This is a genomic window from Streptomyces sp. BB1-1-1, from assembly GCF_031597775.1.
In the GTDB taxonomy this organism is placed as follows: domain Bacteria; phylum Actinomycetota; class Actinomycetes; order Streptomycetales; family Streptomycetaceae; genus Streptomyces; species Streptomyces thinghirensis.
Genome location: NZ_CP134203.1, coordinates 3,160,466 through 3,177,403, shown reverse-complemented (window position 1 = coordinate 3,177,403; position 16,938 = coordinate 3,160,466). Strand labels below are relative to the sequence as shown.

At 71.2% G+C, this 16,938-nt stretch carries 14 protein-coding genes; 4 read left to right on the top strand and 10 right to left on the bottom strand.

Features of this window, described 5'->3' with window-relative positions; all coding sequences use genetic code 11:
• Positions 1-66: 66 nt before the first annotated feature.
• Positions 67-771 (top strand): transglycosylase SLT domain-containing protein, encoded by a 705-nt coding sequence (locus tag RI578_RS14470; RefSeq protein ID WP_310871480.1) that lies wholly within the window; start codon positions 67-69, stop codon positions 769-771.
• Between the two features lie 149 nt (positions 772-920).
• Positions 921-2,303: an AI-2E family transporter gene (locus tag RI578_RS14465; RefSeq protein WP_310871479.1), complete on the top strand. Its 1,383-nt coding sequence runs from the start codon at positions 921-923 to the stop codon at positions 2,301-2,303.
• Between the two features lie 66 nt (positions 2,304-2,369).
• Here RI578_RS14465 and RI578_RS14460 read toward each other — a convergent pair whose 3' ends face one another.
• Together RI578_RS14460 and RI578_RS14455 are read right to left on the bottom strand one after the other, a co-directional pair.
• On the bottom strand, positions 2,370-2,906 hold the full coding sequence (locus RI578_RS14460) for an alkyl hydroperoxide reductase (protein ID WP_310871478.1): 537 nt from the start codon (positions 2,904-2,906) through the stop codon (positions 2,370-2,372).
• A 6-nt stretch (positions 2,907-2,912) separates the two neighbouring features.
• On the bottom strand, positions 2,913-3,467 hold the full coding sequence (locus tag RI578_RS14455; RefSeq protein ID WP_121748980.1) for a peroxiredoxin: 555 nt from the start codon (positions 3,465-3,467) through the stop codon (positions 2,913-2,915).
• A gap of 137 nt (positions 3,468-3,604) precedes the next feature.
• Between RI578_RS14455 and RI578_RS14450 the strand changes: the two genes are divergently transcribed.
• Entirely contained in the window at positions 3,605-4,543 is a 939-nt protein-coding gene (locus RI578_RS14450) for a LysR substrate-binding domain-containing protein (protein WP_310871477.1), read from the top strand.
• Positions 4,544-4,669: 126 nt separating this feature from the next.
• Here the strand turns inward: RI578_RS14450 and RI578_RS14445 are convergent, their stop codons facing one another.
• From RI578_RS14445 to RI578_RS14425, 5 genes are all read right to left on the bottom strand, one after another.
• Entirely contained in the window at positions 4,670-7,012 is a 2,343-nt protein-coding gene (locus tag RI578_RS14445; RefSeq protein WP_310871476.1) for an FtsX-like permease family protein, read from the bottom strand.
• Complete coding sequence (locus tag RI578_RS14440) at positions 7,009-7,698, bottom strand: ABC transporter ATP-binding protein (RefSeq protein ID WP_310871475.1); 690 nt, start codon at positions 7,696-7,698, stop codon at positions 7,009-7,011. Before RI578_RS14440 ends, RI578_RS14445 begins: the two co-directional genes overlap by 4 nt.
• Positions 7,695-8,219, bottom strand: a complete 525-nt coding sequence (locus RI578_RS14435; RefSeq protein ID WP_310871474.1) for a PadR family transcriptional regulator — start codon at positions 8,217-8,219, stop codon at positions 7,695-7,697. The genes RI578_RS14440 and RI578_RS14435 overlap by 4 nt, the downstream gene beginning before the upstream one ends.
• 160 nt (positions 8,220-8,379) lie before the next feature.
• Positions 8,380-8,679, bottom strand: coding sequence for a hypothetical protein (locus RI578_RS14430; RefSeq protein WP_310871473.1), 300 nt, complete (start codon positions 8,677-8,679; stop codon positions 8,380-8,382).
• Positions 8,676-9,623, bottom strand: coding sequence for an SPFH domain-containing protein (locus RI578_RS14425; RefSeq protein ID WP_310871472.1), 948 nt, complete (start codon positions 9,621-9,623; stop codon positions 8,676-8,678). Before RI578_RS14425 ends, RI578_RS14430 begins: the two co-directional genes overlap by 4 nt.
• Positions 9,624-9,904: 281 nt before the next feature.
• On the opposite strand from RI578_RS14425, the gene RI578_RS14420 reads away from it, so the two are divergent.
• Positions 9,905-12,220, top strand: coding sequence for a transglycosylase domain-containing protein (locus RI578_RS14420; RefSeq protein WP_310871471.1), 2,316 nt, complete (start codon positions 9,905-9,907; stop codon positions 12,218-12,220).
• Between the two features lie 68 nt (positions 12,221-12,288).
• Here RI578_RS14420 and RI578_RS14415 read toward each other — a convergent pair whose 3' ends face one another.
• From RI578_RS14415 to RI578_RS14405, 3 genes are all read right to left on the bottom strand, one after another.
• Positions 12,289-14,415 (bottom strand): SpoIIE family protein phosphatase, encoded by a 2,127-nt coding sequence (locus RI578_RS14415; protein ID WP_310871470.1) that lies wholly within the window; start codon positions 14,413-14,415, stop codon positions 12,289-12,291.
• A gap of 280 nt (positions 14,416-14,695) precedes the next feature.
• Positions 14,696-15,412, bottom strand: a complete 717-nt coding sequence (locus RI578_RS14410) for a DUF402 domain-containing protein (RefSeq protein ID WP_310871469.1) — start codon at positions 15,410-15,412, stop codon at positions 14,696-14,698.
• Between the two features lie 98 nt (positions 15,413-15,510).
• Positions 15,511-16,914, bottom strand: coding sequence for a class II fumarate hydratase (locus RI578_RS14405; protein WP_310871468.1), 1,404 nt, complete (start codon positions 16,912-16,914; stop codon positions 15,511-15,513).
• Positions 16,915-16,938 lie beyond the last annotated feature (24 nt).

Below are 16,938 nucleotides of genomic sequence, written 5' to 3'. Positions count from 1 at the left end.
CCAGCGCCAGGGGCACGATTGCGTCCGCGAGGGTCACCGAAGCGGGCGATGCTGGAAGGAAACCGTGTGAGCCGGATCTCGGTCCGGGGATTCGCAGTGGCCTCGGCCACGGCGGTCACCGCAGTCGGAAGCGTCGTCGGCGTTGCCTCGGGCAGCACCGCGCAGAACAACGACGCGGAGGCGACAGCAGCAGGCACGACGCTGCTCGCGGACATCCCCATGGGCGAGCAGGCGCAGGTGCAGACCGCGTCCCTGACGCAGCAGGCCGACGTACAGGCCATCGCCGCGGACGCGAGCGCCAAGAAGGACGCCGAGGAGGCGGCCCGCAAGGCAGCGGCGGAGACCGCCGTGGCCAAGCAGGAGCAGGCCAAGAAGGAAGCCAAGGCGGCCGAGGAGGCCAAGAAGCGCGAGGCGGAGCAGGAAGCGGCCAGCCGCGACGCCAAGCGCGAGTCCACCAGCTTCGCCGTCCAGAGCTCCTACAGCACCAGCCAGATCCAGGCGATGGCCCGTCAGATGGTGCCCAGCGGCCAGTGGCAGTGCTTCAGCAACATCGTGGACCACGAGTCCAGCTGGAACTACAAGGCGGTCAACCCCTCCTCGGGCGCCTACGGGCTCTTCCAGGCGCTGCCGGCGGGCAAGTACTCCTCCGCGGGCTCCGACTGGCGGACCAACCCGGCCACCCAGATCAAGTGGGGCCTCAACTACATGGACAGCCGCTACGGCAGCCCGTGTGACGCATGGTCCTTCTGGCAGGCCAACCACTGGTACTGAGCCCGCCCGGCGCGGCCGGAACACCGCTCAACCTCGCGCAGCCCCTCACCGTCCTACGGTGAGGGGCTTTCGCGTTCCCGCCATGTACGGTCGGACCGAAACGACTCCAGGGGGGAGTGGTGGGGAAAGACGGGGGAAGAGGACGGATCATGTCTCGAGTGCCAGGGTGGCTCGGTCGGCTCGGCGCCGGACTGACGCGGATGAGCAGGCGGTTGGACCAGCGACGCGAAGCGGCCGAGCGTGCCGACTCCGACGACGACGCACCGGCGACCGCCGCCGACCACGCGGCGCCGCCGTCACCGGAGGACACGCCTGGGGAGCACACCTCCGCGCAACACCCGCTCGCGGTCCAGACCCGCCCCGACCCGGCACAGGCCGTGCCCTGGGGGGTGCGCGTCGCCGCGGAGGCGGGGTGGCGGCTGCTGGTCCTCGCGGGCACCGTATGGGTACTGATGCGGGTCATCAGCGCCGTACAGCTGGTGGTGCTGGCGTTCGTGGCCGCGCTGCTGATCACGGCGCTGCTCCAGCCGACCGTGGCGTGGCTGCGCCGGCACGGGGTGCCGCGGGGGCCGGCCACCGCCCTGACCGCCATCCTCGGGTTCGTGGTGATGGGGCTGATCGGCTGGTTCGTCACCTGGCAGGTCATGGAGAACATCGACAACCTCTCCGACCAGGTCCAGGACGGCATCGACGAGCTGCGCAACTGGCTGCTGAACAGCCCGTTCCACGTCACCGACAAGCAGATCAACGAGATCGCCAAGAACCTGCGCGAGGCGGTCGGCGCCAACACCGACCAGATAACGTCCGCCGGTCTGGAGGGCGTCACGGTCGTCGTCGAGGCGCTCACGGGCATCCTGCTGGCCGCCTTCTCGACGCTCTTCCTGCTCTACGACGGCAAGCGCATCTGGCAGTGGACGCTGAAGCTGGTGCCCGCGGCGGCCCGGCCGGGCGTGGCCGGCGCCGGCCCGCGCGCGTGGCGGACGCTGACGGCGTATGTGCGCGGCACGGTGATCGTGGCGCTGATCGACGCCATCTTCATCGGCCTCGGCATCTACTTCCTGGACGTGCCGATGGCCGTCCCGCTGGCCGTGTTCATCTTCCTGTTCGCCTTCATCCCGCTCGTCGGCGCGGTGGTGTCGGGCGCGCTCGCGGTCGTGGTGGCGCTGGTGACGCAGGGCATGTTCGCGGCGGTCATGACGCTCGTCGTGGTGCTGGTGGTGCAACAGATCGAGGGTCACATCCTGCAGCCGTTCATCCTGGGCCGCGCGGTGCGGGTCCATCCGCTGGCGGTGGTGCTGGCGGTGGCCACGGGCGGCATGGTGGCCGGCATCGGCGGCGCGGTGGTCGCCGTACCGCTGGTGGCGGTGACGAACACCGTCGTGGGCTACCTGCGGGCGTACTCACGTGAGGCCGCCGCCCGGCAGTCCCCGAAGCCGCGCGGCGCGACGTCGTCGGACGCCTCCCCGGCGGTGGAGCCCCCGCCGAAGCCCGCGGCGGCCGAGCCGCCGCCGTCGGACACCTCTCCGGCGTAGCGACACGCGGCGGGCCCCGCTCACCGAGTCGGTGAGCGGGGCCCGTGTCGTTTCCGCGTCGCGGGACTACTGGTCGGCGAGAACCGCCTCGGCGTCCAGCGTGACACCGACGGCCTCGACCACGGCGGCGATCTTGAACGCCTCCTGGATCGTCTCGCGGTCCACACCGGCCTTGCGGAGCACCTGCTCGTGCGAGTCCAGGCACATGCCGCAGCCGTTGATGGCGGACACCGCGAAGGACCACAGCTCGAAGTCGACCTTGTCGACGCCCGGGTTGCCGATGACGTTCATCCGCAGACCGGCGCGCAGGGTGCCGTACTCGTGGTCCGACAGCAGGTGCCGGGTGCGGTAGAAGACGTTGTTCATCGCCATGACGGCGGCGGCCGACTTGGCGGCCGAGTACGCCTCGGGCGTGAGGTTGGCCTTCGCCTCCGGCTCCAGCTCACGCAGCACGATGGGGGAGCGCGAGGCGATGGCGGTCGCCAGCACGGTGCCCCACAGCTGCTGCGCCGGGAGGTCGGAGTTGCCGATGACCGAGCCCAGGTTGAGCTTCAGGTCCTTGGCGTAGTCCGGTACGGCGGACTTCAGGGAATCGAGGGACATGTCAGCTCACTCTCCCGACAGCAGCGCGACGGGGTCGAGGGTCTCGTCGCCCTTGCTCCAGTTGCACGGGCAGAGCTCGTCGGTCTGCAGGGCGTCGAGGACCCGCAGGACCTCCTTGGGGTTACGGCCGACCGAGCCGGCGGTCACCATGGTGAACTGGATCTCGTTGTTCTGGTCCACGATGAACACGGCGCGCTTGGCGAAGCCGTCCTCGCCCTCGATGCCGAGGTCGCGCATCAGCTCGTGGCGGGAGTCCGCCATCATCGGGAACGGCAGGTCGGTCAGGTCCGGGTGGTCCTTGCGCCAGGCGTGGTGGACGAACTCGGAGTCGCCGGAGAAGCCGAGGACCTGGGCGTCACGGTCGGCGAACTCGTCGTTCAGCTTGCCGAAGGCGGCGATCTCGGTCGGGCACACGAAGGTGAAGTCCTTGGGCCACGCGAAGACGACCTTCCACTGACCCTCGTAGGTCTTGTGGTTGATCTGCTGGAACTCCTTGCCCTTCTCCAGCGAGACGCAGGCGGTCAGATCGAACTCGGGGAACTTGTCACCGACAGTGAGCACGCGCTCTCCAAAAATGCAGCGAAGAAACACCCGGTTTGCGAGTGTTTCCCATGGGTTGGACGTTATTGATGTTGGCACAGGGTGCATTGATTAGTGAAATAGCTACACTCGGTCGAGTTGATCGGAGGTGGCTATTAGTGTCCGGTAAGAAGAGGCAGCCCAGCCTCGCCCAGCTGCGGGCTTTCGAAGCGGTCGCCGAGCATCTGCACTTCCGCGATGCCGCCGCCGCGATCGGCATGAGCCAGCCCGCGCTCTCCGGCGCCGTTTCCGCCCTGGAGGAGACACTGGGTGTCACCCTCCTGGAGCGTACGACGCGCAAGGTGCTGCTCTCGCCCGCCGGGGAACGGCTCGCGGTACGGACGAAGGCGGTACTGGCGGAGGTCGGCGCGCTGCTGGAGGAGGCGGAGGCGGTGCGGGCGCCGTTCACCGGGGTGCTGCGGCTCGGGGTCATCCCGACGGTGGCGCCGTATCTGCTGCCGACGGTGCTGCGACTGGTCCACGACCGCTATCCGGACCTGGACCTCCAGGTCCACGAGGAGCAGACGGCGAGCCTGCTGGACGGTCTCACGTCCGGCCGCCTCGACCTGCTCCTGCTCGCGGTACCGCTCGGCGTCCCCGGAGTGACGGAGCTCCCGCTCTTCGACGAGGACTTCGTGCTCGTCACCCCGCTCGACCACCGGCTCGGCGGCCGGGAGGGCATCGAGCGGGCGGTGCTGCGCGAGCTGAAGCTGCTGCTGCTCGACGAGGGGCACTGCCTGCGCGACCAGGCACTCGACATCTGCCGTGAGGCGGGCCGCGCGGGCGTCCCGGCGACGACGACGGCCGCCGGTCTGTCGACGCTGGTGCAGCTGGTGGCGGGTGGCCTGGGCGTGACGCTGCTGCCGCGTACGGCGGTCCGGGTGGAGACGTCCCGCTCCAGCCAGCTCCTCACCGCCTCCTTCGCCGACCCGGCCCCCACCCGCCGCATCGCCCTCGCCATGCGCACGGGCGCGGCGCGCTCGGCGGAGTACGAGGAACTGGCGGCGGCCCTCCGGGAGGCGATGGAGGACCTGCCGGTACGGACGGTGCACGGCTGAGGGCACGCCGCCACCGGCGTGCCCTCGGTCCCGCGTGCCCTCGGTCCCGCGTGCCCTCGGTCCCGCGTGCCCTCGGTCCCGCGTGCCCTCGGTCCCGCGTGCCCTCGGCCCGGACGCGCCGGGAACCTACTCCGTGCGCAGTCCCTCCGGCCGCATCAGCCTCAGCAGCGGTGGCAGGCTGAACAGGGTCACCGCCAGGACGACCGCGGCGCCGATGCCGGTCATGGTCAGGACGCCGGCCCAGTCGACGCCGACCGGGGTGTTCGTCATCTTCAGCAGTACCGTGCCCAGGGTCAGGCCCACCACCGTGGCCAGCAACAGGCCGAGCGCGATGGGAATCGCCGTCTGCCACAGCACCGACAGGCTGAGCGTGCGCCGCCGGGTGCCGAAGGCGACCAGGGCCGACAGCAGCTTCTTCCGCTCGCGCAACTGCTCCAGCTGCGAGACCAGCAGACTGACCCCGATCAGCGCCAGTACGCACGCCGCCCCGACGAACAGACCGGTGCGGATGGCGTCGAACCGGTCGGTCCGCCTCGTTTCCGCCCAGGTCACGGTGTCCGCCAGCGGATCGATGCCCGCCGCGGCGGTCCGTACCCGGTCGTGCACGTCCGCCACCGACTCGTCCAGCCTGAGATAGGCGTGGCCGGTCAAGGCCGGCGCGAGCGCGTCCGGCATCGCCTTCGGCGTGAACAGGAAGCCGCCCCGGTCCGTCCCGGCCAGCAGCCCCTTACGCGGCTTCGCCGCCTTCACACCCTGCGGCACCGTCCAGGGGATCTCCTTGCTCCTCGGGCCGCCCTCGTACGACGGGTCCATGTAGAGCTTCCGGCCCGGCGCGGCCAGCTTCGCCATGTCCTCCTCGCCGTCCCACTCGGCACCGTGGACGGCGAACACGTCCCCGTCGGCGCAGGAGTCGATGCGGGCCATCTCCCGCAGCGACGCGCAGTCGCCCACGGTCACCATCGAACCGTGCTCCGGGTCCAGGCGGCGGTCGCCGGCGTAGCCCTCGGAGTAGGCGTAGACGGCCTTCACGCCCTCGGTGTCGCGGAGCCTGTCGGCCGCCGGGGCCGCCAGCAGCGCGCTCGGCGTGGTGACCTCCATCTGTGCCTGCGAGAGGTCCTGCCCGGTGGACCTGGTGTAGTCGTCGTCCACGCCGACGAACAGCATCTGCAGCGCGATCGCCCCCGCGACGGCCACCGCGATGCCGTTGACCATCCGGGCCGCCGTACCGCTGCTCATCTGCAGCCTGCGCACGGCGAGCTGCCAGGCCACGCCGCCCGAGCCGAGCCGGGCGACGACGGTCTCCACGATCCACGGCAGCAGCGCGGTCACGCCCACCAGGAGCAGGACGACGCCCCCGGTCACCAGGTACTGGTTGAAGTCGCCGTTGTCCCGCCCGTTGCCGATCATCGGGTAGAGCATGGCGAGACCGGCCAGCGGCAGCAGCAGCCGCCACCACAGGCGGCGCCGCGCCGGCCGGCCCGCGCGGACCACGCCGAGCGGTTCGATGACCACCCCGCGCAGCGCGAACAGCGTCACCAGCACCGCCGCCGCCGGCACCGCGACGCCGACCAGCAGGGCCAGCAGCGGCGACGGGTTGAGGTAGCTCGGGAACACACTGATGCGGAACACCTCGGCGGTGCCCGCGAGCCGGCGTCCGATCATGAAGAACACGGCGCCGAAGACCAGCCCCAGCACGGCGCCCGCCATCGCCTCGCCCGCGGCGATCCGCCGGGTCATACCGCCGTCCGAGCCCACCAGCCGCAGCGCGGCGAGCCGCCGGTCCCGCCGCTCGCCGCCGAACCGCACGGCCGCGGCGATGAAGACCGCGACCGGCGTCAGCAGCACCGCGAAGACCACGAGGATCAGCAGGAGCAGCACCGGGTCGGACCGCTCGGACGACGGATTCGGATTCCCGAACCGGTCGATACGGGCGATCGAGCCCCCGTCGATGTGCGGCGCGAGGCCGTCGGCGCCCCGGTAGAAGGCGAGTTCGGCCGAGCCGATCAGCCCGCTCTCCCCGATCGTGCCGACGATCCGGTCCGGCAGCCGCTCGCGCAGCAGCGCGCCGGAGTCCGACTCCAGCAGCTTCTTCAGCGCGGGGGAGACCACCATCTCCCCGACCGCGGGGAACTTCTCCACCCCCGGCGGCAGCGGCGCCCGCGGCCCCTCGGGGTCCAGGGCCCGGCCCCGGACGCTGTCGTCGCGGAACTCCGAGCCGACCTCGGCGACCACGAGGGTGTCGTCGGCCTTCGGCATCTGCTCGGAGGAGAAGGTGATGTCGGTACGGGCCGCCTCCCGGTCGTGCCGGACGGCGAGCGCGTTCGGGATCGCCGTCGTCAGCAGGAGCAGCGCCACGCCGAGTCCGACACCGACGGCCGTCAGCACGGCCCGGGTCCAGCCCTCGCGCCCGCCGGTGAAGGCGAAGCGGGCGCCCATGGCCAGGTCCCGGGCCCACTGCCGCACGCTCATACGACCCGCTCCATGTCCCGGGACTTGCCGTCCCGTACGACGATCTCGCGGTCGGAGTAGGCGGCCACCCGTGCCTCGTGGGTGACGAGGACGACGGCGGCGTTGGTGGAGCGGGCGGCGTCCGTGAGGAGTTCCATCACACGCTCGCCGTTGAGGGAGTCCAGCGCGCCGGTCGGTTCGTCGGCGAAGAGCACACGCGGGTCGGTCACCAGCGACCGCGCCACCGCGACCCGCTGGCCCTGGCCGCCGGAGACCTCGCCGGGCCGCTTCTTGCGCAGGTCGTCGACCTCCAGGCGCTCCATCCAGGTCAGCGCGGCCCGCTCGGCCTCCTTGCGGGAGGTGCCGTTCAGCCGCAGCGGAAGGGCGACGTTCTCGACGCAGGTCAGCTCCGGCACGAGCTGCCCGAACTGGAACACGAACCCGAAGTCCGAGCGGCGCAGCGCACTGCGCTGGGCGTCGTTCATGGCGGACAGCTCACGCCCGTTGTACGTGATCGTCCCCGAGTCGGGCGGCACGATGCCGGCCAGGCAGTGCAGCAGCGTCGACTTGCCGGACCCGGAGGGGCCCATCACGGCGACGACCTCGCCGGGGTGGATGGAGAACTCCGCGCCGTCGAGGGCGAGGGTCGGGCCGTAGGTCTTGCGCAGCTGCTCGGCCGAGAGCAGCGAACCTGCGGGAGGAGTCATCGGGCCACCGCCTCACGGAGCTTGTCGAGGCGCGCCGCGGTCAGCTCCAGCCACCGCAGGTCGGCCTCCAGATGGAACAGGGCGTGGTCGCAGATGAGCTGGTCGGCGAGATCGCCCTTGCGCTTGCGGTCGGTGAGGATCCGCATGCTGCGCAGATGCTCCGAGCGCTGCGTGTCGAGGATGTCGGCGGCGTCGCGGTGGGTGAGCAGCGCGAGGACGACCTTGGTGTAGAGCGTCGACTGGAGGTACGGCTCGGGCTTCTCCGGCGTGGCGAGCCACTGCTGTACGTCGGTGATCCCCGCGTCGGTGATCGCGTACCGCTTGCGCTCGGGACCGCCGCCCGCCTCGATGCCGTCGACGACGACGAGGCCGTTCTTCAGCAGGCGGGACATCGTCGAGTAGACCTGGCCGTAGTGCAGCGGCCGGTCGTGACCGAACTTCTCGTCGAAGGCGCGCTTCAGGTCGTAACCGTGGCGCGGCCCGGACTCCAGGAGCCCCAGGAGGGTGTGACCGATGGACATGCCGAGCACTCTACACACGGTGTATACGCGTCATGTATACGCCCGGTGCAGAGATCGTGGCGGGGCGTACGGGGCCGCAGGTCGGGGGCGATTGTCACGGTTCCGTGACGACGGAGGCCGCGCCTCCGCATGACGCGGTGGCGCGGCCTGTCCGGCTTCGTCACGACGGTGGCGTGGGCCCGGGTCCCGGTCCCGGACCCCTGGGCGGACGTCCTCGGCGGGGCAGCGGTCCCGCGTCCCCGGGCAGCCGGCCCGCCTCGGCCAGTGCCCTGCGGAGCAGGAACTCGATCTGGGCGTTGGCCGAGCGCAGCTCGTCGCCCGCCCAGCGGGCCAGCGCCTCGTACACCTGCGGGTCCAGCCGCAGCAGCACCTGCTTGCGCTGCTGCTGCGGCCGACGCTTCGGGGCCGGGCCCTCGGGCGCGGAGCCCTCGGTCGGGGAGCCCTCGGACGGGGTCGTCACTGGTAGAGCGTCCCCGTGTTCAGGACCGGCTGGGCGGCGCGGTCCCCGCAGAGCACGACCATCAGGTTGGACACCATCGCCGCCTTGCGCTCGTCGTCCATCTCCACGATGCCCTGCTCGCTGATCCGGGCGAGCGCCGCCTCGACCATGCCGACCGCGCCGTCCACGATCTGCCGCCGGGCCGCGACCACCGCGCCGGCCTGCTGCCGCTGGAGCATCGCCGAGGCGATCTCCGGGGCGTACGCGAGGTGCGTGAAGCGGGACTCGATGATCTGCACACCGGCCGCCTCCACGCGCGCGTGCAGCTCGACGGCGAGCTTCTCGGTGATCTCCTCGGCGTTGCCGCGCAGCGAGAGGCCGTCCTCGTCGTGGGCGTCGTAGGGGTACTCGATGGCGATGTGCCGCACGGCGGCCTCGGTCTGGGTGGAGACGAACTCGATGTAGTCGTCCACCTCGAAGGTGGCCTGCGCGGTGTCCTCCACCCGCCACACCACGACGGCGGCCAGCTCGATGGGGTTGCCGTAGGCGTCGTTCACCTTCAGGACGGCCGTCTCGTGGTTGCGCACCCGCGTCGAGATCTTGGTGCGCGAGGTGAAGGGGTTCACCCAGCGCAGCCCGTCCTGCCGGATCGTGCCCCGGTAGCGCCCGAAGAGCTGGACCACCCGGGCCTCGCCCGGCGCCACCATGTTCAGCCCGCACATCGCGAGGAACGCGGCCAGGGCGACCACGATGCCCGCGACGATCAGCGCGGCCTTCGCTCCGGCCGACGCGGTCGCCGTCGCGGTGGCGATCAGGCCGGCGCCGACGAGCAGCCCGACCAGCCCCAGCAGCAGCGCGAGGCCGCCACCGATGCTGTGCGCCTGCATCTCGCGCACCCGTGGCGCCGGCATCTCGGGTACGTCGGCGGTGGCCTGCGAAGTGTCGTGCGTGTCGTGTGCGGACATGGGTGGTCCCCCGTTCCGGCCGGGCGCGCTCGCGCTCGCTCGGCGTCTATCGTCGGTCTAGCTAAGTGATATCACTTTACCCGCGAATGACAACCTTGAACCCCCCTCGTACGTCGGTTCCATAGGAGCGGGTGCTGATTCTCACGTCCGTACAAGGCCGGATCGGCAGCCGTTTGTCATATCTCCCGGTGTTAGCTTTCTGAGTTGACCTGAGCGACGAACCTGTGTGACTCGTGAGCGAGACGTGGTCACAGATGAACGAAGCGGAGCGGATCGGACCCATGGGACGAGCGGAAGAGAGAAAAGCGCGACAGCGCGGTGGCCGCCGCGCGGCGCCGAAACGCCGCCGTTCCGCGGGAGCGGGCGGGAGCGGCAAGAGCGGCATACGCAGGCTGTTCACCTGGAAGAAGATCCTCGGGACCTTCTTCGGCCTCTGCCTGCTCGGCATGGGCGCCTTCATCGTCCTGTACATGGTGATCGACATCCCCGAGGGGAACCCCGAGGCGGAGCTGCAGAGCAACGTCTACAAGTACAGCGACGGCAGCATCATGGCCCGTGACGGCGAGCGCAACCGCGAGATCGTCGACCTGGCCAAGGTGCCCAAGGAGGTCCAGCGCACCTTCGTCGCCGCCGAGAACAAGACCTTCTACAAGGACGCTGGCGTCGACCTCAAGGGCACCGCGCGCGGTGTGCTCAACACGCTCTCCGGCAAGGGCGCGCAGGGCGGTTCGACGATCACCCAGCAGTACGTGAAGAACTACTACCTGTCCCAGGAACAGACGGTCTCGCGCAAGCTGAAGGAACTGGTCATCTCCCTGAAGCTGGACCGGGAGAAGTCCAAGGACTACATCCTCGCCGGCTACATCAACACCAGTTACTACGGCCGCGGCGCCTACGGCGTCCAGGCCGCCGCCCAGGCCTACTACCGCGTCGACGCCGAGGACCTGACGGTCGAGCAGGGCGCGTACCTCGCCGCGCTGCTCCAGGCGCCCAACCAGTACGACTGGGCGATCGCCAGCGACACCGGCAAGAAGCTGGTCCAGCAGCGCTGGAACTACGTCCTCGACAACATGGTCGAGCAGAAGTGGCTGGACCAGTCAGATCGCCAGAACATGAAGTTCCCGGAGCCCGAGGCGCCCAAGCCGGTGCAGGGGATGGAGGGCCAGACCGGGTATCTGGTGGACGCGGCCGAGTTCACGCTGAAGCAGCGGCTCGTGGCCCAGGGCGTCGCCGAGGACATGGAGCAGGCCAAGGCCCTGGTGGACCTCGGCGGCTACACCATCACGCTCAACATCGACAAGAAGAAGCAGGCGGAGCTGGAGAAGGCGGTCAAGGCCAAGCTCACCAGCAAGCTGGACCCCGAGAAGCGCGCGGTCGACGCCGACGTCCAGGCCGGCGCCGTCTCCGTCGACCCGAAGACCGGCGCGGTCCTGGCGATGTACGGCGGCGTGGACTACCTGAAGCACTTCACGAACAACGCCACCCGCGACGACTACCAGCCCGCCTCCACCTTCAAGCCGGTGATCCTGGCCGCGGCCGTGGAACAGGACGCCGAGACCCAGGACGGCGTGCCGATCACGGCCAACACGATCTACGACGGCACGAGCGAGCGCCCCGTGCTGGACGGCGACCGCGAGGTCGGCTTCGCACCCCCCAACGAGGACGACAAGAGCTATGGCGACGTCACCGTCCAGGAGGCGATGAACAAGTCCGTCAACTCCGTCTTCGCGCAGATGGGCATCGACGTCGGCATGTCCGAGGTCATCAAGACCGCGGGCGAACTCGGCATGGACACCGAGGGCGTGGATGCCGTGCCCGCCCAGACCCTCGGCAGTATGGGCGCGAGCCCGCTGGAGATGGCCGGCGTCTACGCCACCCTCGACAACCACGGCAAGAAGGTCACCCCGGCCGTCGTGAAGTCGATCGAGCACAAGGACCGGAAGATCGAGCTCCCCGACCCGATCGGCGAGCAGGTCATCGGCCGCGAGGCCGCCGACACGGTGACCTCCGTACTGACCGGCGTGGTCGACGACGGTACGGCCAGGCAGTCCGTGCGGGAGAACCCGCTCCGCGACGGCCAGCAGGTCGCCGGTAAGACGGGTACGTCCGACAACAACAAGTCGGCCTGGTTCACCGGCTTCACGCCCGACCTGGTCACCTCGGTCGGCCTGTTCGGCGAGGACGACAAGGCACCGCACCCGCAGGTCCCGATGTACAAGGCGGGCGGAGTGCCCCGCGTCAACGGCGGTGGCTTCCCCGCGGAGATCTGGGCGGCGTACACCTTCGGTGTCATGGACGAGGTCACCGAGTTCGACCTGGAGACCAAGCAGGGCGCCGCGGTGAAGCCGAGCAAGTCGCCTTCGGCCCCCGAGTCGCCGACCCAGTCGCCGTCCGACGAGCCGACGACCCAGGAGCCGACGACCGACGAGCCGACGACCCAGGAGCCGACGACCGACGAGCCGACGACCGACGAGCCGACGACCGAGGAGCCGTCGCAGTCCCCGTCGAACAGCCCGTCGACCGAACCGCCGACCGGCGGTGAGTCCACCGAGCCGGAGAACCCGCTCTTCCCGGACGGGGACCGGCAGGAGCGGTAACCGACGGCAGGAACGCGCGAAAGGGCGCCCGGTGACCTTTACCGGGCGCCCTTTCGCGGGTACGTGCCTCAGCCCCGGTTCAGCTCGAACCAGACCACCTTCCCGGTGCTCAACCGCGTCGCTCCCCAGCGTCGGGCCAGCCGGTTCACCAGGTACAGCCCGCGACCGCCCTCGTCGGTCGCCCGTGCCTGCCGCAGCCGCGGCAGCTGCGGCACGTCGTCGCCGACCTCGCAGCGCAGCACGTCCGTGCGCAGCAGCCGCAGTGTGACCGGCTTGGTGGCGTACCGCACGGCGTTGGTCACGACCTCGCTGACCAGCAGCTCCACCGAGTCCGTGAGGTCCTCCATGCCCCAGCGTGCGAGGGCGCGCCGGGCCAGGCGCCGGGCCCGGCCGGGGGCCGCGTCCTCGGGCTCCAGGAACCAGTACGCCACGTCGCTGGGCGCGATGCCGTCGAAGCGGGCGGCGAGCAGCGCGATGTCGTCGTCCCGGTCTCCCGGGCCGAGCATGTCCAGCACCTCGTCGCACAGGGCTTCCAGGGGCGGCGGATGGTCAGGACCGGTGAGCTGCGCGGTCGCCGCGAGGCGCTCCCGCAGCTGCTCTATGCCGGTCCACACGTCGCGCAGCCGGGACTCGACCAGTCCGTCCGTGTAGAGGAGCAGGGTCGCGCCTGCGGGGGCGTCCAGCTCGACGGCCTCGAAGTCCACGCCGCCGACCCCGATGGGGGCGCCCGCGGGCACCCGCAGCACCTCGGCATGGCCGCCCAGGTGCAGCAGCACGGGCGGCGGGTGTCCGGCGTTGGCGACGGTGATGCGGTGCGATACCGGGTCGTACACGGCGTACAGGCAGGTCGCCATGCGGTCGGTGCCCAGGCGCTGGGCCTGCTCGTCGAGGTGGTGGAGGACCTCCTGCGGGGGCAGGTCGAGCCCGGCCAGGGTCTGCGCGGTGGTCCGCAGCTGGCCCATGATGGCCGCCGACGTCATGGAGTGGCCCATGACGTCCCCGACGACCAGCGCGACCCGGCTGCCGGGCAGCGGGATGGCGTCGTACCAGTCGCCGCCGACCCGCGCCGTCTCGGCGGCCGGGAGGTAGCGGGAGGCCAGCCGGACGCCGGTGCAGCGCGGCAGGTTCTCCGGGAGCATCGTGCGCTGCAACTCGTCGGCGATGTACGCCTCACGCCCGTACAGCACCGCCTTGTCGATGCCGAGGGCGCTGTGCGTGGCGAGCTGGGCGGCGACCAGCAGGTCGTCGGCCTCGAAGGCGACGCGCTCCGGGCCGCGCAGGAACAGGGCGGCCCCGATCACCCGGCGTCGGCCGCGCAGCGGCGCGAGGATCGCCCGCCGGCCGTCGGGTACGGCGAAGTCCCGGCCGTCGCCGAGCAGTTCGGGCAGGGCGGCGCGGGCGGCGGGCGTGTCCGTGAAGACCGGTCGCACCCCGCGCAGCACCTCGGCGAGCGCGCTGCCCGGCCGCACCTCGCACAGTTCGGAGCCGACCGTGTCCAGCTCGGAGGGCTCGGGCTGGGCAGCGGGCGTGAAGCCGCTCTCGGTGTCCCGCTCGGCCGGTATCCGGTCGGTGCGGCGCAACCGCAGCACTAGGGGGCCCGTGGGCCGCTCGTCGCCGACCGGCAGCGGCTCGCGCAGGTAGACGAGGATCGCGTCCGCGAACGTCGGCACGGTGGCCCGGCACAGCCCCATCACGATCTCGTCGAGGTCCATGCCCCGGGCGATCCGCCGGGTCGCGGCTCCCACGAACCGCAGCCGGTCACCGTCCCGCCGCATGGGCGTGGGCTGTCCCGGCGCGGTGGGCTGCCCGGTACGGCGGTCCGGTTCCAGCGGCGCGCCACGGCGCTCCGCCCCCGCCGGTGTCCCGGAACCGGGTACGGCTCCGGGGACGGTTCCCGCTCCGGTCTGCGCGCCGCCGGGCTGGGCCGGGACGCCGTCGGACGTGGGCCGCGGGCGGTGCGTGTCGGGCTCGGCGGCCTGCTCGGCGCCGGGCTGGGAGTGCTCGAAGGCGCCGGAGGAGTCCGCGCCCGCGGTGGGCGGCGTCTCTCCGGTGCGCCCCTGTGCCGGTAACGCGGCCCCGGGGGCGCGTGGCGGCACGGGGGTACGCAGGAGCGCCCCGCGGGGATCCGCGGGGTCGCCGCCCGTCGGGGGGCGGTCGAAGGAGGTCGGGTGCTCCGTCACGCGTGTCGAATCCATCCGTCCGGGACTGCGCGCGGCGCGTGCAGTTCGTCCCGCAGAAATCCCGATACCCGGAATACATGCCCCGGGAACGGGATCGCCGCGTGGTCAGAAGCCGTTCCTGTGTCACCGGCGGACCGTCTGCGGCCCGTATCCGTGTCGCCCTCGTACCTCTCGCTCACGTCCTGCCGCCCCTCGGTGACGATCGGTCAAGCACAGCGCACACTCCGCCGGTTGGTGCCGCGCTCCCTTGCGGAGGACGATCCTACGTTTCCTGCCCGGGGGCGTATCAAGGGTCTCATGAGGACACGTGCGTGGGCGTGCGGTCCCAGTCCCCGGGCAGCGACGGTACCGGCCAGGACGGATCCGGGCGCCAGTGTTCCCAGCCGTCCGCGAACGGGGAGCCCCAGGCGCGGATCTCCGCCACCGCGGCACGCCCCGCCTTCCGCACCCGCTCGGCGAGCCGGGCGTCCATCAGCCGGTCCCGCTGGGCCTGGGCGAACTCGTCCTCGTCCCGCCAGTGCCAGGTGCGGTCCGGGTGGACGGAGATGTCCAGGAAGTGGTCCTCGGAGTCCACCCCGCCCTCCCAACGGGTCAGCGGCTCCTCCAGGTTCACGTACCAGTTCTTGAACCGCCAGCCCGGATCCCAGAACAGCCACACCGACCAGGGCTGGCCGGGCCGGGCCAGCTTCAGCACTCCCGTGCCGAACCATCGGTCGCGCTGCACGGTGCGCGGTTTGGTGTAGCGCGAGACCAGCGGCTCCAGGTGCACGGGCGTGCCGTCGGCGAGTACCGGCTTCACGCAGTCGGTGCCGGGGGCCAGCCACACGGCGAGCAGGTCGGCGTCGTCCCGTACGACGGTGACGGGGCGCACGATGTGGAGGTGCGGGCCGCCGTTCTCCCGGTACCGCCACAGGATCCGACTGCCGGGCGCCCAGTACCCCGCCGGGGCCGCCGGACCGCCCGCCTCGGCCCCCGCTTCCGTCGCCGCGCTCACCGCTTCACCGTCTGCCATGGACAGATATTAGGTGCCCTTGCCACCTGACGCGCCGGTGATCGCGGACGAGCGCCCACGTACCCGAGCGTTCGCGGGCGCTCACGAGGGTCGCCCGGTCATGGGTGGGTCATCCGCAGCACGTCCAGCGCCTCGTCCAGCTGCTCGTTCGTGAGGTCGCCGCGCTCGACGTAGCCGCCCTCCAGCACGACCTGACGGATCGTCTTCCGCTCGGCCAGCGCCTTCTTGGCGACCTTGGCGGCCTCCTCGTACCCGATGTACTTGTTGAGCGGCGTGACGACGGAGGGGGACGACTCGGCGTACTCGCGGGCCCGGTCCCGGTGCGCGACGACGCCGTCGACGGTGCGGTCCGCGAGCAGCCGCGAGACGTTGGCGAGCAGCCGGATCGACTCCAGTACGTTCTTGGCGATGACCGGCAGCATGACGTTCAGCTCGAAGTTGCCGGCCGCTCCGGCGGCGGCGACCGTCGCGTCGTTGCCGGTGACCTGGGCGGCGACCATGAGGACCGCCTCCGGGATCACCGGGTTGACCTTGCCGGGCATGATGGACGACCCCGGCTGGAGGTCGGGCAGGGAAATCTCCGCCAGCCCCGTCCGCGGCCCGGACGCCATCCACCGCAGGTCGTTGGCGATCTTCGTCAGGCCGACGGCGATGGTCCGCAGCTGCCCGCTCGTCTCGACGATGCCGTCCCGGGCGCCCTGCGCCTCGAAGTGGTCGCGCGCCTCGGTCAGCGGCAGCCCCGTCGCGCGGGCCACCTCCTCGATCACGGCGGCGGAGAAGCCGGGCGGGGTGTTGATGCCGGTGCCGACCGCGGTGCCGCCCAGCGGCAGCTCGGCGAGGCGGGGGAGGGACGCCTGAAGCCGCTCGATGCCGTACCGCACCTGGGCGGCGTATCCGCCGAACTCCTGGCCCAGGGTGACCGGCGTGGCGTCCATGAGGTGCGTACGCCCGGACTTCACCACGTCGGCGAACTCTCCGGCCTTGCGCTCCAGGGCCCCGGCCAGGTGGTCGAGGGCCGGGATCAGGTCACGGGTGACGGCGGCGGTGGCGGCGATGTGGATGGAGGACGGGAAGACGTCGTTGGACGACTGGGAGGCGTTGACGTGGTCGTTGGGGTGCACGTCCCGGCCGAGCCGCTCGGTGGCGAGGGTGGCGACGACCTCGTTGGTGTTCATGTTGGACGAGGTCCCCGACCCCGTCTGGAACACGTCCACGGGGAAGTGCTCGTCCCACTTGCCCTCGGCGACCTCCCCGGCCGCCGCCTGGATCGCGCCGGCGACGTCCTTGTCCAGGACCCCCAGCTCGGCGTTGACCTTGGCGGCCGCGCCCTTGATCCGGGCGAGTGCCTCGATGTGGGCGCGCTCGATGCGCTGCCCGGACACGGGAAAGTTCTCCACGGCCCGCTGCGTCTGGGCACGCCACTTGGCGTGGGCGGGAACCCGCACCTCACCCATGGAGTCGTGCTCGGTGCGGTACTCGGTCCTGTCCTGCTCGTCGGCCATCGACGATCACCTCCACGTGTTCAC

What these genes read in the sequence shown, in the direction of transcription:
- RI578_RS14410 (WP_310871469.1), bottom strand. Translation starts at nt 15,412, where the DNA reads ATGGCAGACGGTGAAGCGGTGAGCGCGGCGACGGAAGCGGGGGCCGAG.
- RI578_RS14445 (WP_310871476.1), bottom strand. Translation starts at nt 7,012, where the DNA reads ATGAGCGTGCGGCAGTGGGCCCGGGACCTGGCCATGGGCGCCCGCTTC.
- RI578_RS14440 (WP_310871475.1), bottom strand. Translation starts at nt 7,698, where the DNA reads ATGACTCCTCCCGCAGGTTCGCTGCTCTCGGCCGAGCAGCTGCGCAAG.
- RI578_RS14415 (WP_310871470.1), bottom strand. Translation starts at nt 14,415, where the DNA reads ATGGATTCGACACGCGTGACGGAGCACCCGACCTCCTTCGACCGCCCC.
- RI578_RS14405 (WP_310871468.1), bottom strand. Translation starts at nt 16,914, where the DNA reads ATGGCCGACGAGCAGGACAGGACCGAGTACCGCACCGAGCACGACTCC.
- RI578_RS14465 (WP_310871479.1), top strand. Translation starts at nt 921, where the DNA reads ATGTCTCGAGTGCCAGGGTGGCTCGGTCGGCTCGGCGCCGGACTGACG.
- RI578_RS14435 (WP_310871474.1), bottom strand. Translation starts at nt 8,219, where the DNA reads ATGTCCATCGGTCACACCCTCCTGGGGCTCCTGGAGTCCGGGCCGCGC.
- RI578_RS14425 (WP_310871472.1), bottom strand. Translation starts at nt 9,623, where the DNA reads ATGTCCGCACACGACACGCACGACACTTCGCAGGCCACCGCCGACGTA.
- RI578_RS14420 (WP_310871471.1), top strand. Translation starts at nt 9,905, where the DNA reads ATGGGACGAGCGGAAGAGAGAAAAGCGCGACAGCGCGGTGGCCGCCGC.
- RI578_RS14460 (WP_310871478.1), bottom strand. Translation starts at nt 2,906, where the DNA reads ATGTCCCTCGATTCCCTGAAGTCCGCCGTACCGGACTACGCCAAGGAC.